The following is a 13,831-nucleotide window of genomic DNA, read 5'->3' on the forward strand; positions in this document are numbered from 1 at the left end:
GCGTGAAAAGCGCAGCGACGAGTGCACGAACGGGCAACCAGTCGGGAAGAACAAAGGAAGCGCACCATGACTGCACCCAACCGTCGACAGCTCCTCACCGGTGGTGTCGGGGTCGCCGGCGCCGCCGCCCTCGGACTCGGGGCCTCCCCGGCACACGCGACCACGGCAGGCGCGCGGACGGCATACGCCACCGCCTCGAACGACCCACGACGACCGGTGACGCCGGGCGCGGACGTCGCAGCGGCCGACAACTGGTCCGTCCTCGCCGGCCGCAAGGTCGGCATCATCACGAACCCGACCGGGATCCTGCGCAACCTCCGCTCGATCGTCGACGAGATGCACGAGGCCGGAACCGTCCACATCCGGGCGGTCTTCGGGCCCGAGCACGGCTTCCGCGGCACGGCGCAGGCCGGCGAGGCCGAGGACACCTACGTCGACGAGCGCACCGGCATCACCGTCTACGACGCCTACGGCGCGAACACCGCGAAGTTCGCGTCGATGATCAAGGCGTCCGGCACCGACACGGTCGTCTTCGACATCCAGGACGTCGGCGCGCGGTTCTACACCTACATCTGGACGATGTACACAGCGATGAAGGCGTGCGTCGAGACCGGCGCCTCGCTCGTCGTGCTCGACCGCCCCAACCCCATCGGCGGCATGACCCGCGGCCCGATGATGACCGAGGCCTACACCTCCGGCGTCGGCGCCGAGGCGATCGTCCAGCAGCACGGCATGACCGTCGGCGAGCTGGCGCGGTTCCTCAATGGCGAGATCCTCGCGAGCGACACCGGCGGCCGGACGCTCGACGAGGTCACCGTCGTCGAGGTGCGCGGCTGGCGCCGCGACGTGACGTATGCCGGTACCGGCCTTCCGTGGGTCCTCCCCAGCCCGAACATGCCGACGCCGGACACCGCGCTCGTCTACCCAGGGACGGGCATGTTCGAGGGCACGAACCTCTCCGAGGGGCGTGGCACGACGCGGCCGTTCGAGCTCATCGGTGCGCCCTACGTCGACTACCGCTGGGCCGAACGGCTCGCGACGCGCGGCCTTCCTGGCGTGGGGTTCCGCGAGGCCTACTTCACGCCGACGTTCAACAAGCACGTCGGCAAGGTCTGTGGCGGTGTGCAGGTGCACATCACCGACCGGAACGAGGTCGACGCCATCCGCACCGCCGTCGAGATGCTCGTCGCGCTCAAGGCGCTCTATCCCGAGTTCGACTGGCGTCGCGACAGCTGGGACGCCGCGCGGCCCTACTGGATCGACAAGCTCACCGGCTCGACGCGACTGCGCGACCAGATCACCGCGGGTGCCGACGCCGACACCGTCATCGGGGCGTGGCAGGCGGAGCTCGCGGCGTTCGAGGCGCAGCGCAAGCCCTACCTCATCTACGGCGGGCCGGCGCGATGACTGCGGGCCCGGTGCCGCAGCACGTCTCCCGTCAGGTCACGCGTCGCGTCTCGCGTCGCGTCGTCCTCGACGGCGGGATCGCCGCTGGGACAGCGCTTTTCGTGAAGCTGCCGTCGGCCGTCGCGGAGGACTTCACGAAGCCGTTCACCGGGTTCGCCCCGCCGTCGACGGTCCTGCGTGAGGGCACGCCCGCCTCCGTCGGCCTCGACCCGGCACCGATCGAGATCGCGAAGCAGCGCGTGATCGGCTACCAGACGGCGCCCGCTGGGGGGACGCCGCTCTACCCCGGTCACGTCGGGCTCATGGCCCACGACGGCATGATCGTCACAACCCAGGTCGACGGCTGGGCGCTGCGCTACGCCACCGCGACGACCGAGCTCCCGCGCTCGGAGTGGATCCCGATGCGACGCGACACGATCTTCGACCTCGCGTCGGTGTCCAAGCTGTTCACGTCGATCGCCGTCGTCCAGCTCATCGAGGAGGGGCGGGTCGAGCTGGAGGCGACGGTCGCGACCTATCTGCCGGAGTTCGCGGCGAACGGCAAGGAGTCGGTGCCGATCCGGCACCTGCTCACGCACACGAGTGGGTTCGTCGCGTGGGTGCCGTTGTGGAGCCGCTACCCCGACAAGGCATCACGCATCGCGGCCGTGATGAACCAGCCGCTGCTCAACCCGGTCGGCTCGACCTACCTCTACAGCGACCTCAACCTCATCACTCTCGGCGTCCTCGTCGAGAAGCTGCGGGGCATGCCGCTCGACGAGGTCGTCGCGGAGCACATCACCGGGCCGCTCGGCATGAGCGACACCGGCTACAACCCGACCCAGCGCGAGCGCACCGCCGCGACCGAGTACCAGGTGACGCCGTCGCGCGGCATGGTCTGGGGCGAGGTCCACGACGAGAACGCCTGGTCCCTCGGCGGTGTCGCCGGACACGCCGGGGTCTTCTCCACCGTCGACGACCTGGCGATCCTCGGGCAGGCGCTGCTCAACGGCGGCACCTACCGCGGCGGCCGGATCCTGACGCGCAAGAGCGTGGCGATGCTCATCACGAACTACACGACGGACTTCCCCGGCGACGACCATGGGCTCGGCTTCGAGCTCAACCAGATCTGGTACATGGACGCCCTCAGCGGCCCGCGCACCGCCGGCCACACCGGCTACACCGGCACCTCGCTCGTCATCGACTTCCAGTCGCGCTCCATCGCGATCCTCCTGACCAACCGCGTCCACCCGTCGCGGTCGTGGGGCAGCATCAACCCCGCCCGCCGCGAGTGGGCCGGCGGGCTCGGTCGGGCGCTTCCGGTGAGCCCGCGTGGCAGGCACGTCGCCTGGGAGACGCAGGCCAACCATGCGTCGTATGCCGTTCTCTCCGTGCCGCTTTCGGTTCCGTCTGCGGGTGCGCGGCTCGGGTTCGACCTCGTCGCCGAGACCGAGGAGACCGACCTCCTCAGGGTCGAGGTGACGAGTGGTGACCCGGGCAGTGCGGGGGCGGCGTGGACGTTGTTGCCGTTGGACTACCGCTACCCCGGCGAGACCCGTCCCGACGCCGAGGACGGCAGTGTCAGCGGGACGCCCGGGATGCGGAAGTGGGCGCTCGTGCGGGCGTTGCTGCCCGGTGGGACGACCGGCGTGCGCTGGAGCTACACCACCGACGCCAACACCCTCGGTCGCGGTGTGGCGGTGAGCCGGGTCCGTGCCGTCAGCGACGCCGGCGTCCTCGTCGACAGCGATGGGAACTCCGGCGCCTTCACGGCTTCGGGCTGGACACTCGTCCGGAGGTCGTAGTTTTGGGCCATGCCACGCTCGACGCCCCGCGACGACAGTCCCGACTCGCGCGACAGCACTGCAGACATGGGTGACGCGCCGCTGCTCGTCCGGCTGCGCGGCATACGGCCCACGCTCACGCCCGCCGAGGAGCGGGTGGCGACCGAAGTCCTTGCCGACGCCCGACGCGCCTCGGACCTGACGATCACCGAGCTCGCTCGGTCCGCCGAGACGTCGGAGACGACGGTTCTGCGCTTCTGCAAGCGCCTCGGGCTCAAGGGGTATCCGCAGCTCCGGCTCGCGCTCGCGGCCGAGTCGGCGATGCCGCGTGAACAACGGATGGCCGGCAGTGACATCAGCGCCACCGACACGATCGACGACATCGTCGCCAAGGTCGCGGCCGTCGACTCCAGCGCCGTCGAGGAGACCGCGCAACAGCTGGATCGCGACGCGTTGACCCGCGCGGCCGCGGCGGTCGCGGCGGCGAGCCGGGTCGACATCTACGGCATCGGCGCGAGCGCCCTCGTCGGAAGCGACCTGCAGTCCAAGCTGCACCGGATCGGTCTGGTCTCCTTCGCGTGGAACGACCCGCACATCGCCCTCACGAGCGCGACCCTCCTTGGTCGTGGTGACGTCGCGGTCGGCATCTCCCACACGGGCGCGACGGCGGAGACGATCGAGTCGCTCGGGGTTGCGCGCGAGCGGGGCGCGACGACCGTGGCGTTGACGAACTTCCCGCTGTCGCCGCTCGCGAGCTCCGCCGACATCGTCCTCACGACGGCGGCCCGTGAGACGTCGCTGCGCTCGGGCGCCACGGCCAGCCGGATCGCGGCGCTCACCGTCGTCGACTGTCTCTACATCGCCGTGGCACAACGCGACCTGCGGCGAGCCCGCAAGGCGGTGGCCGACAGCCGCAAGGCGGTCGAAGGCCACCACGTCTCGTGAGCAAGTCACGCTGTCATACGTGCGCGCGTGAGAAAATCACGTCATGACGAGTGATGTCTCGAGCGAGATCGCCGGTGAGGTCCGGGTCAGCGCCCCCACCGAGGAGCGCCACCCGGGGACGAGGGGCATCGACACGGCGTCCTCGCTCGAGATCCTTCGCCTCATGAACGACGCGGATCGCACCGTGCCCGAGGCCATCGCACCGGTCCTGCCGGAGCTGGCCCGCGTCGTCGACCGCGCGGTCGAGGGGATCAGGGCAGGGGGGAGCGTGCACTACTTCGGCGCCGGCACGTCGGGACGGTTGGCGGTCCTCGACGCAGCCGAGCTCATGCCGACGTTCAACGCGCCCGAGGGGCTCTTCGTCGCCCACCATGCGGGCGGCGAGCGTGCGCTCGTCCAGGCCGTCGAGAACGTCGAGGACGACGAGGAGCTGGGGCGTGCCGAGGCATCGGGGCTCACGCGGCACGACGTCGCTATCGGGATCGCCGCGTCGGGGCGGACGCCGTACGTGCGAGGTGCGCTCACGGAGGCGCGAGCCCGCGGGGCGGCCACAGCCCTCGTGACGTCGAACCCGCGCGCCGAGATCGCCGACGTCGTCGACCACCTCATCGCGCCCGACACCGGGCCCGAGGTCGTCACCGGCTCGACCCGGCTCAAGGCCGGCACGGCGCAGAAGCTCGTCCTCAACGCGTTCTCGACGGCCGTGATGATCCGACTCGGCCGGACGTGGTCCAACCTCATGGTCGAGGTCGTCGCGACGAACGCGAAGCTGCGCGGACGCGTCATACGGATCCTCCAGGAGGCCACCGGCGCGGACGAGGACACGGCGCGGGCTGCCCTGGACGAGGCCGACGGGCAGCTCAAGCCGGCGCTCGTCGCGCTGCTGGCGGGTGTGCCCGTCGACGCGGCAGCGGCTGCGCTGGCCGGGCACGACGGGTCGGTCGCCGCCGCCCTCGCCGGGCTGCGCGCCTGAGCACAAGCCCGACGGCCCTACCGGGGCATGGTGCCGAGCGGGATTCGGTGGGCATCGAGGCCCCGGGTTAGCATGGAGTCCGGCACCCCGTGTGGTGGTACCTCACTGAACTCCCCCAGGGCAGGAATGCAGCAAGGGCAGGTGAGCTCTTCCAGGTACGCGGGGTGTCTTCGTATGCCGGCACGTACCTTTCCGACATATTGCGCACAGTTCGCACGCTCGCTGGCGCTCGCGTGCGACCTGTGCGCAATATGTCGGGGGTGGGGCGAACTGTGCGCAATAAGTCGGGGATGCGGGGTCAGGCGCCGCAGGCGCAGCCGCCGTCACAGCCTCCGCAGCCCTCGGTGCGCGCCTCGGGGGCGTTGTGCCGGTCGGCCCAGGTCAGCTCCAGTGCCCGGACGAGCGCGTCCACCGGCTGGGCACCGGTCACCGCGAACTTCTGGTCGAGCACGAATGCGGGCACGGCCGTGATCCCGATCTGGTTGGCCGTCGCCTCGTCGGCCCGCACGTCATAGCCGTAGTCCTCCGATCCGAGCATCTCGCGGACGTCCTTCTCGCCCAGCCCGGCCTCGACGGCGAGCCGGACGAGGGTGTCCCGGTCGCCGAGCGCGGCGCCCTCGGAGTACCACCCGCGCATGAGCCGCTCCATGACCGGCTTCTCGAGGCCGCGGGCGCGGGCGAGGTGGATGACCCGGTGCGCGTCGAAGGAGTTGCCGCCGACGGCCTTGTCCCACTGGAAGTCCAGCCCGACCTCGGCGGCGTCGCGCGCCATCTGCTCGTGCTGCGCCACCATCTCCTCGCGCGAGCGGCCGTACTTCGCTGCGACACGGTCGACGTTCGAGCCCTCGATGACCGCGGGGGCGTTCCGGTCGAGCTGGTAGCTGTGCCAGATGACGTCGACCTCGCGCGGCTCCTCACCCTCCGGCGTCGCGGCAGCGAACTCCTCCAGCGCCAGCTCAAGGCGTCGCTTGCCGACGTGACAGAAGGGGCAGACCAGGTCGAACCAGACATCGATGCGCACCCCACGACGATACGTCGCGCGGGCTGGGGTCAGACGTCGCGGTGGGCGAGGGACTCGGACCGCACACGGGACAGGCCGGCATACACGACGCAGACGGCGACCACCCACGTCGTGATGACGAACCATCCGTTGGACGCGAACCGCGGTGCGCCCCAGAGCATCCCGCCGACAAGAAGGGTGCGCAGCAGGGTGGTCTTGCCGGAGCCGTTCGGGCCGCGCACGACGAGGCAGGTTCCGGCAGGAACGTGCAGTGAGACCGGTGCGAGGAGGGTCGCCGGGCCGATGACCTTCGAGACCCCTTCCGCCCTGACCTCCACGCCGCCACGCTATCCGGCGTGTCATCCGGACCCGGTCACCGGCATGATCGGGCCCGTGACCACGCCGATCCCTCGTGACGACCGTCCTGTCCCGCGGTGGGCTCGCGCCTTCGCGGTCGTCGCCATCGCCGCGGGGGCGGCGGTGGCGTTCGCTCTGGCCGCCGACGCGGGACCCGACGCGCGCCCGTGGCTCGTCGTCCTCACCTACGTCGCCGCGGTCGCCGCGACTCTCGGCGCCCTCGCGCTCGGGATGGAGGAGTGGGCGCGCACCGGCAGGCACCCTCGTCGGACGGGTGTCGCGACGTTCGCCGTCCTTCTCCTCGCTGTCGCAGGGTTCGTCGTGGCGGTCCCGGTGGGATGGGCGGCGGTCACCGGGTGGGTGGCCGGGATCCTCGGGTCGAGCCTGGTGAGCATCCCGATCCTGCGGCGCAACCGCGGAGCCGTGGATGCCTACTGGGCCGAGCGCCGTCGCGCTGCGACGGTCGAGGCTGCAGAGGCGCCGGGCGCGAGAGGGCGGCGCGCACCCGGCCGTCGCGGCCGGCCGGCACCCGTCGGGACGATGCTGCGTGGTGAGATCACGCGCGCCCGCCGACGACTCCTCGCGGTGACGCTCGCAGCCCTCCTGGTGACGGGCGGCTTCGTCGCCGTCTTCCGTTCCGAACCGGCCTTCTGGATGACGGCCGGGGTCGCGGCCTTCTACGTCCTCTGGGAGGTGCGCGGGATCGCGTCGCGCCGTCTCGCCCTGCGCGCGTACGAGGCGGGCCGGTCCCGTCCTCGCGTCGCCTGGGTCGCCCTGCTGTACGACCCGGCGCCGAGGATGGTCCGGCCGCTGCTCGCCGTGTGGGACGAGCGCCCGGAGCCGGGACCGGGCCGTTATCCCAAGCCGGACCGGGTCTATCGGGCCGACGACGAGGCCGACGACCTGCTCTCGTTCCAGCAGTCCCTGGAGGTCCACGAAGCGTGGGTGCCCGCGTCCCGGGAACCGTTCCTGCCGCCGCGCTGGGTGGTCGCCGACGCCGGCGCCGCGATCCCGCAACGCCGCGCGCTCTTCGGCCGGTGGTACTTCGGCATGCTCTCGCGCGGCGAACGGTCCGAGCCGATCGCGCTCCGCGCCGGTGAGCCGGACCCGATGGCCGAGGCCGGTGCGCCGACGCCGCCGTGGGCTCTGCCGTCGGTGCGGCAGGTCGCGGGGTATGCCGGCGTGCTCGGGTTCTTCGCGGGGCTGTTCCACCTCGTCGTGCTGGCCGGCTGAGCGCGCGTCGGCCGTGCGCCGGCTCGGCTCCTGGCTGTCTCGGGCGCGCGCCCTTGCCACCGTCTGCGTGGATGGTCGAGAACCTGACCATCCACGCAGACGCAAGCAAGCCCGGCGGCGGGAGGCGGGCGGACGGCATACGGTCTCGTCCTGGACGCTGCGCTGTCACGGGCGGCGACTAGGGTTCACGAGGTGAGCACCGCCCTCTACCGCCGCTACCGCCCCGAGACGTTCGCCGACGTCATCGGGCAGGAGCACGTGACCGAGCCGCTCATGCAGGCCCTGCGCACGGGGCGGGTCAACCACGCCTACCTCTTCAGTGGCCCGCGCGGCTGCGGCAAGACGACGAGCGCCCGCATCCTCGCCCGCTGCCTCAACTGCGAACAGGGCCCGACCGACACCCCGTGCGGCACCTGCGACTCGTGCGTCGCACTCGCGCGCGGTGGCCCCGGCAGCGTCGACGTCATCGAGATCGACGCGGCCAGCCACGGTGGTGTCGACGACGCCCGTGACCTGCGCGAACGCGCGTCCTACGGGCCGGCGCAGAGCCGCTACAAGGTCTACATCATCGACGAGGCGCACATGGTGACGCCGCAGGGCTTCAACGCGCTGCTCAAGATCGTCGAGGAGCCGCCCGAGCACGTGAAGTTCGTCTTCGCGACGACCGAGCCCGAGAAGGTCATCGGCACGATCCGCTCGCGCACCCACCACTACCCGTTCCGGCTCGTGCCGCCCGGCCAGCTCACCGACTACATGGAGCGGCTCTGCGCGGCCGAGGGGGTGACCGTCGCGCCGGGCGTGCTGTCGTTCGTCGTGCGCGCCGGCGGCGGGTCGGTGCGTGACTCGCTGTCCGTGCTCGACCAGCTCATCGCAGGGTCCGGTGACGAGGGACTGACCTACGAGTCGGCGGCGTCGCTGCTCGGCTTCACCGACGGCGAGCTGCTTGATGCCGCGATCGACGCGTTCGGTGCCGGCGACGGTGCCGGGGCGTTCGCCGCGATCGAGCGGGTCATCGAGAGCGGTCTTGACCCGCGACGCTTCATCGAGGACCTCCTCGAGCGGCTGCGCGACCTCATCGTCGTTGCGGCCGTGCCCGACGGCGCCTCGGCGGTGCTGAGGGCGCTGCCGCCGGACCAGCTCGAGCGGATGCGCCAGCAGGCAGCGGCGTTCGGTCCGGGTGCGCTGTCACGGGCGGCCGACGTCGTCAACGCCGGGCTCACCGAGATGACCGGGGCCACCGCGCCGCGCCTGCAGCTCGAGCTCATCGCCGCGCGGCTGCTGCTTCCCGGTGCCGCGGGGGAGAGCGGGTATGCCGCCCGCCTCGACCGTCTCGAACGTCGCCTCGATGTGGGCGGAGTTCCCAGCGGTGGGGGTATGCCGGCCGCTGTGGCGGGCGGACCCCGCACGGCGTCTTCGCCGACGCCGACACCGCAGCCGTCACCCTCGCCGCAGCCCGCACCCAGCCCGACCCGCGCTCCGCAGGGACAGGCGGGAGCCGGCCAGCCTGCGCCGACGCCGACCTCTCCCGGGCCGGACCAGGCGGGCCGTCCCGTGCCGCCGCAGGAGCCGCCGAGCGAGCGCCCCGACCCGCAACCCGACGCGCAGCCCGGCGCGCAGCCCGCGCAGAATCCGGGGCCGGGTCAGCAGCCGCAGTCCGGTCCGGACGGGCCGCAGTTCGTCGAACCCGTCCCGACGCAGGCCCCCAGCGGTCGCGACGAGGATCCCGCCGCAGACGCGCCGGCCCAGACGGAAACCGTTGCGGCACAGTCCTCCTCGCCGCAACCGAGCCCGGCGCACGGCGGACTCGACACCGCAGCGATCCGGCGGTCCTGGCCCGACATCCTCGCCAAGGTCTTCGAGCTGCGTCGGACGACGTGGACCTTCGTCTCCGAGCACGCGCAGGTCCTCGACTACAACGGTGAACGCCTCCTCCTCGGCATTGCGACGACCGGCCTGGCCAACACCTTCCGTCGTGGCCCGCACGCGACCTATGTCCAACAGGCGCTCATCGATGTCCTCGGCGTCGACGTCCGGGTCGAGGGCGTGCCCGCTGACGGCTCGTCGGTCGACACCGGCGGTTCCGGCGTCGCGCCCATCGACCCGAGCCGCCCCGACCCGGCGCCCGCCGCGCCTGCCCGCGGCGGTGGCGGCAACCCGCCCGCGCGCCGCCCGGGTCCCGGCGCGTCCGGCAACGGAGCGGCGAATGGAGCCGGCGGTGGCGGACAGGGTGGGCCCGGCGAGGGCGCACCGGCTGCCGGTGGCGCGATGGTCGAGCCGGTGACGCCTCCCGACACACACCGCGACGGTCCTGGAGCGGCCCACCACGGTGGGCCGACCGAGACACGCGAGCGGCCGGCATACGACAGCTCACCCGGAACCCGACAGGCCGAATGGGGGAGTGACAGCGACGACGGCGCCGAGGCGCCCGCGTGGGCGACGGCGCAGCCGGACGAGGAGCCGCCCGTCAGCCCCTATGCGCGGGCGCGCGAGGCGGTGGCGTCCGAACCGGACCCCGATGAGACGCCCTTGGCCGACGACTCCGCCATCAGCGACGATGACGAGGACATCGAAGGCCTCGGCGAGGTCGGTGTCCCCGTCGTCGAGCGCGTCCTCGGCGGGAAGGTCATCCACGAAGAGGACGCATGAGCACGTACTACTGGGTGGGCCGGACGGCGATCACGTCGCTGGCCCACGCCATGTGGCGGCCGACCATCAACGGACGTGACAACGTTCCGCGCGAGGGTGGCGTCCTCCTCGCGAGCAACCACCTGTCGTTCATCGACAGCTTCGCCATCCCCATCGCGTCACCGCGCAAGGTCGCCTTCCTCGCGAAGTCCGACTACTTCACCGGCACCGGACTGCGCGGCCGCTTCGTGCGCGGGTTCATGGAGGCCGGCGACGCCATCCCCGTCGACCGCGACTCCTCGAGCGCCGCCAAGGACTCGCTCGACCTCGCGCTCGAGGTGCTGCGGGCGGGCAAGGCGTTCGGCATCTATCCCGAGGGCACGCGCTCGCGCGACGGGCGGCTCTACCGCGGCAAGACCGGGGTGGCGTTCTTGGCCCTGACGGCCGGGGTGCCGGTCGTCCCCGTGGGCCTCATCGGCACCGACAAGGTGCAGCCGGTCGGGGCGCGTGGGCTGCGGCTCGCGGACGTCACCGTCTCGTTCGGGGAGCCGATCCGTCCCGAGGCGTATGCCGGTCTGCCGGCCGGGCGCGCGCGTCGCCAGCTCACCGACGACGTCATGGACGCCATCGCGGCACTGTCCGGACAGGAGCGGGCCGACACCTACAACGAGCACCCGCCCTCCGTCGGCCCCTGAGGCCCACCCACCCCAACTTTCCCGCCCCATGCGAGAACCTGGAGCGAGGTGCGGCTTCGGTAGTCGCACCTCACTCAAGGTTCCCTTGCCTCGGCCCCACGCCCGAAGGTTCCCTTGCCTCAGGACCGCCAGGCGCGGGACGAGGCCGCTGACGGCTCGGTGGCCTAGGCTGCATGTGTGTACGAAGGCGCAGTGCAGGACCTCATCGACGAGCTCGGCCGCCTCCCCGGCGTCGGGCCGAAGTCGGCGCAGCGCATCGCGTTCCACCTCCTCGCCGCCGACGCCGTCGACGTGCAGCGCCTCACCGACGCGCTGACCCAGGTCAAGGACAAGGTCCGGTTCTGCGCGACGTGCTTCAACGTCGCCGAGGCCGAGCAGTGCAAGATCTGCGCCGACCCGCGCCGCGACCCGGGCAGCATCTGTGTCGTCGAGGAGCCCAAGGACGTCGTCGCCATCGAGCGGACGCGCGAGTTCCGCGGCCGCTACCACGTGCTCGGCGGCGCGATCAGCCCCATCGACGGCATCGGTCCGGACGACCTGCACTTCCGCGAGCTCATGACGAGACTCGCCAGCGGCGAGGTCACCGAGATCATCATCGCGACCGACCCCAACCTCGAGGGCGAGGCGACGGCGAGCTACCTCGCGCGCTTCCTCAAGGGCATGGACCTCAAGATCACGCGTCTCGCCTCGGGCCTCCCGGTCGGCGGCGACCTCGAGTACGCCGACGAGGTCACCCTCGGCCGGGCCTTCGAGGGACGGAGGCTCCTCGATGCCTGACCAGCCCTCGACCAGCGCCGTTCCGGACGAGCAGCTCTCCGACCTGCGCGCGCTCGCCGACGACTCGGCCGCCGAGGTTCGCACCTACATCACGACGGTCACCGACATCGCCTCCGGCGCCAACCCGGCGGCGGCCCTCCCGCTCGGGCTCCTGGCCCTCTCCCAGGTGCTCGTCATGGGTGCCCGGCTCGGCGCGATCGAGGACGTCGTGCCGGAGGACCGGTTCGAGGCCGACACCGGCCCGGACACCGAGCTCGACCCGCTGCGCGAGAACCTCGCCAACATGTTCGAGGGCCTCGACGAGTACGCCGACGTCGTCGACCCCGTCACCGACCCCGAGCTCACGACCGGCTCACTCGCCAACGACCTCACCCTCGTCGCCGGCTGCCTCACCCACGGCCTGAACCATTACGACGCGGGTCGGGTGCTCGAAGCGCTGTGGTGGTGGCAGTTCAGCTACCTGTCCGACTGGGGCGAGCGGGCGGCGAGCGCGCTTCGCGTGCACCAGGCGCTGCTCGCCCACGTCCGCCTCGATGCCGACGCGGACGCCGTCGCCGAGGCCGAGTTCGACGCCCTCCACCCCTGATCAAGGCGTCGTTCCACCGCGCCGCCGATGGCGTGGCTCACGGCGAGGGAGACCGGCAGGCTCGTCGCGGCCACGGCCAGGGTCCGCGCGGTCACGCGGTGCGGGTTCGTGCGAAGGGCCCACACGGCATACGGCAGGACGGTGAGGGGTGTGGTCGCGACGCCGGGCGTGTAGCCGCGCACCGCGACCGACGCGAGCAGGTGCCCCACGCCGTGGATTCCGTATGCCGTGACGCCGGCTCGGTACCACTGGGACCGGCCGCGGGTGGCGGCGCCGGCAGCCGCGGCGGAGCCGATGAGCGCGCCCATGGCGACGATGGCGGCTCGCTGGCGCCTGTCGCTCGTGGGCTCGCGCAGGAACGGAATTCGCCGGGCCCAGGCGGGGACGTCGACTCGTCCCTCGGCCACGGCCCGGGTCCACGGCCCCACGGCGAACCACTCCTCGGCGTCATGAGCCGCCCAGGCGGCGAACAGGAGAGCGGCAGCTCGGCGGCGCATGGCGCCGACCCTACGACCCACAGGCGGCCGGGACGGCCGGGGGCTGGCCGGGAGCTCCGGCGACGGCGCCGGGGTGATCTGTCACACACAGGATTGAATCCTCAATGACAGCGGTTACCAGCACGTAGCGTCGGTCGTGGCTCGGTCCCCTGCATCGGCGCACGGCGAGCTGACCCGTCGTGTGTCCCTCGAAGGAGTCCCATGCCCACCCCGCCTCGTACGCTCCCTGCTCGCCTGCCCAGCCGTCGCGCCGTCTCGGCAGGTGCGGCGTGGGCCGTCCCGGTCGCTGCCGTTGCCGCCTCGGCTCCGGCCTTCGCCGCCTCTCCCTGCAACACCCCTGCGGCCATTCCCGCAGGAAGCACGTGGACGAAGACCATGACCACCGGCCTGAACGACGCACCGGCGACGTGGCTCTCATCGAACCAGCTGCGTTTCTACACCGACTCGACCCGGACCTCGGGCGCGGCTCCCACCGTGACGTTCATGAGTGGGACGTTCGGCATGGCCGCGAACTTCACGTACACGTTCGACTACGTCCTCCAGACCGCGGAGGAAACATGTCGAGTGGAGCGTGTACCACCTACAACACGTCACTCAGGATCGAACTTCTGGATGCGGCAGGCACCGTCATCAAGGTGATCTTCAACGGCTACACCCAAAACGGCGGCACGGGCACCGGCACGCTCGTGCTCCCGCCGAGCAACTGCTCGTCAAGCTCGCGTTCCTCGCAGTTCGGCGACAACGGCGTGGTCGGCCAGTCGGAGACCGGCAGCGTCAGCTACACGCCGACGACCACCGCAGACTTCCGGATCCGGTACACCTTCACCCCGGACAACGGAACCAACAGCGGCAACAACGACGACTGGCTCGTCACCCTGACGTCGTCCTGTCGGCTCGTCGCCTGACCGCACCTCCCGTGCCCTGAGGGGTAAGCGGTGACCGGTGACCGGAAGGCGGGCGACCGGCATACGGG

The 13,831-nt window shown here is 71.7% G+C and carries 13 protein-coding genes, 1 other RNA gene and 1 pseudogene; 12 read left to right on the forward strand and 3 right to left on the reverse strand.

Annotation, left to right across the window (positions count from 1 at the left end; translation table 11 throughout):
- The first annotated feature begins 66 nt into the window (after positions 1–66).
- From BCF74_RS06950 to ffs, 5 genes are all read left to right on the forward strand, one after another.
- Entirely contained in the window at positions 67–1,407 is a 1,341-nt protein-coding gene (locus tag BCF74_RS06950) for an exo-beta-N-acetylmuramidase NamZ family protein (RefSeq protein ID WP_106297230.1), read from the forward strand.
- On the forward strand, positions 1,404–3,191 hold the full coding sequence (locus BCF74_RS06955) for a serine hydrolase domain-containing protein (RefSeq protein ID WP_106297231.1): 1,788 nt from the start codon (positions 1,404–1,406) through the stop codon (positions 3,189–3,191). The genes BCF74_RS06950 and BCF74_RS06955 overlap by 4 nt, the downstream gene beginning before the upstream one ends.
- A 9-nt stretch (positions 3,192–3,200) precedes the next feature.
- Positions 3,201–4,115, forward strand: coding sequence for a MurR/RpiR family transcriptional regulator (locus BCF74_RS06960; protein ID WP_106297232.1), 915 nt, complete (start codon positions 3,201–3,203; stop codon positions 4,113–4,115).
- A 43-nt stretch (positions 4,116–4,158) separates the two neighbouring features.
- Positions 4,159–5,088, forward strand: coding sequence for an N-acetylmuramic acid 6-phosphate etherase (locus tag BCF74_RS06965; RefSeq protein ID WP_106297233.1), 930 nt, complete (start codon positions 4,159–4,161; stop codon positions 5,086–5,088).
- Between the two features lie 78 nt (positions 5,089–5,166).
- Positions 5,167–5,263, forward strand: an RNA gene (ffs, locus tag BCF74_RS06970) — signal recognition particle sRNA small type.
- 123 nt (positions 5,264–5,386) lie between these two features.
- Here ffs and BCF74_RS06975 read toward each other — a convergent pair.
- Together BCF74_RS06975 and BCF74_RS06980 are read right to left on the reverse strand one after the other, a co-directional pair.
- Positions 5,387–6,109: a DsbA family oxidoreductase gene (locus tag BCF74_RS06975; protein WP_106297234.1), complete on the reverse strand. Its 723-nt coding sequence runs from the start codon at positions 6,107–6,109 to the stop codon at positions 5,387–5,389.
- Between the two features lie 29 nt (positions 6,110–6,138).
- The gene (locus BCF74_RS06980; protein WP_106297235.1) at positions 6,139–6,426 is read right to left on the reverse strand and encodes an ATP-binding cassette domain-containing protein; all 288 of its coding nucleotides are present in this window, start codon (positions 6,424–6,426) and stop codon (positions 6,139–6,141) included.
- A 55-nt stretch (positions 6,427–6,481) separates the two neighbouring features.
- Here BCF74_RS06980 and BCF74_RS06985 point away from each other — a divergent pair, with 55 nt between their 5' ends.
- The 5 genes from BCF74_RS06985 to BCF74_RS07005 all read left to right on the forward strand — a co-directional run bounded on the left by BCF74_RS06985 (position 6,482) and on the right by BCF74_RS07005 (position 12,361).
- The gene (locus BCF74_RS06985; RefSeq protein ID WP_146132894.1) at positions 6,482–7,678 is read left to right on the forward strand and encodes a hypothetical protein; all 1,197 of its coding nucleotides are present in this window, start codon (positions 6,482–6,484) and stop codon (positions 7,676–7,678) included.
- Between the two features lie 192 nt (positions 7,679–7,870).
- The gene (locus tag BCF74_RS06990) at positions 7,871–10,324 is read left to right on the forward strand and encodes a DNA polymerase III subunit gamma and tau (RefSeq protein ID WP_106297237.1); all 2,454 of its coding nucleotides are present in this window, start codon (positions 7,871–7,873) and stop codon (positions 10,322–10,324) included.
- A complete protein-coding gene (locus BCF74_RS06995; protein ID WP_106297238.1) occupies positions 10,321–10,998 on the forward strand; it encodes a lysophospholipid acyltransferase family protein in 678 nt (225 codons plus the stop codon). Before BCF74_RS06990 ends, BCF74_RS06995 begins: the two co-directional genes overlap by 4 nt.
- Before the next feature lie 177 nt (positions 10,999–11,175).
- Positions 11,176–11,775 (forward strand): recombination mediator RecR, encoded by a 600-nt coding sequence (gene recR, locus BCF74_RS07000; RefSeq protein ID WP_106297239.1) that lies wholly within the window; start codon positions 11,176–11,178, stop codon positions 11,773–11,775.
- Positions 11,768–12,361, forward strand: a complete 594-nt coding sequence (locus BCF74_RS07005; RefSeq protein ID WP_106297240.1) for a DUF5063 domain-containing protein — start codon at positions 11,768–11,770, stop codon at positions 12,359–12,361. The genes recR and BCF74_RS07005 overlap by 8 nt, the downstream gene beginning before the upstream one ends.
- Before the next feature lie 128 nt (positions 12,362–12,489).
- Here BCF74_RS07005 and BCF74_RS17695 read toward each other — a convergent pair.
- Positions 12,490–12,858 (reverse strand): annotated as a pseudogene (locus BCF74_RS17695) (HXXEE domain-containing protein); the annotation flags it as partial.
- Positions 12,859–13,233: 375 nt separating this feature from the next.
- Between BCF74_RS17695 and BCF74_RS17555 the strand changes: the two are divergent.
- Positions 13,234–13,497 carry a hypothetical protein gene (locus tag BCF74_RS17555; protein ID WP_218279213.1) on the forward strand — a complete coding sequence of 88 codons (264 nt, stop codon included), beginning with the start codon at positions 13,234–13,236 and terminating at the stop codon, positions 13,495–13,497.
- Positions 13,494–13,763: a hypothetical protein gene (locus BCF74_RS07020; RefSeq protein WP_106297243.1), complete on the forward strand. Its 270-nt coding sequence runs from the start codon at positions 13,494–13,496 to the stop codon at positions 13,761–13,763. Before BCF74_RS17555 ends, BCF74_RS07020 begins: the two co-directional genes overlap by 4 nt.
- Positions 13,764–13,831: the final 68 nt, after the last annotated feature.

It is taken from the genome of Knoellia remsis, from assembly GCF_003002895.1.
In the GTDB taxonomy this organism is placed as follows: Bacteria; Actinomycetota; Actinomycetes; order Actinomycetales; family Dermatophilaceae; genus Knoellia; species Knoellia remsis.

Bases quoted from the DNA above. Each gene is read 5' to 3' on its own strand.
- BCF74_RS06965 (WP_106297233.1), top strand. From the start codon at position 4,159: ATGACGAGTGATGTCTCGAGCGAGATCGCCGGTGAGGTCCGGGTCAGC.
- BCF74_RS17555 (WP_218279213.1), top strand. From the start codon at position 13,234: ATGACCACCGGCCTGAACGACGCACCGGCGACGTGGCTCTCATCGAAC.
- BCF74_RS06960 (WP_106297232.1), top strand. From the start codon at position 3,201: ATGCCACGCTCGACGCCCCGCGACGACAGTCCCGACTCGCGCGACAGC.
- BCF74_RS06995 (WP_106297238.1), top strand. From the start codon at position 10,321: ATGAGCACGTACTACTGGGTGGGCCGGACGGCGATCACGTCGCTGGCC.
- BCF74_RS07005 (WP_106297240.1), top strand. From the start codon at position 11,768: ATGCCTGACCAGCCCTCGACCAGCGCCGTTCCGGACGAGCAGCTCTCC.
- BCF74_RS06955 (WP_106297231.1), top strand. From the start codon at position 1,404: ATGACTGCGGGCCCGGTGCCGCAGCACGTCTCCCGTCAGGTCACGCGT.
- BCF74_RS06950 (WP_106297230.1), top strand. From the start codon at position 67: ATGACTGCACCCAACCGTCGACAGCTCCTCACCGGTGGTGTCGGGGTC.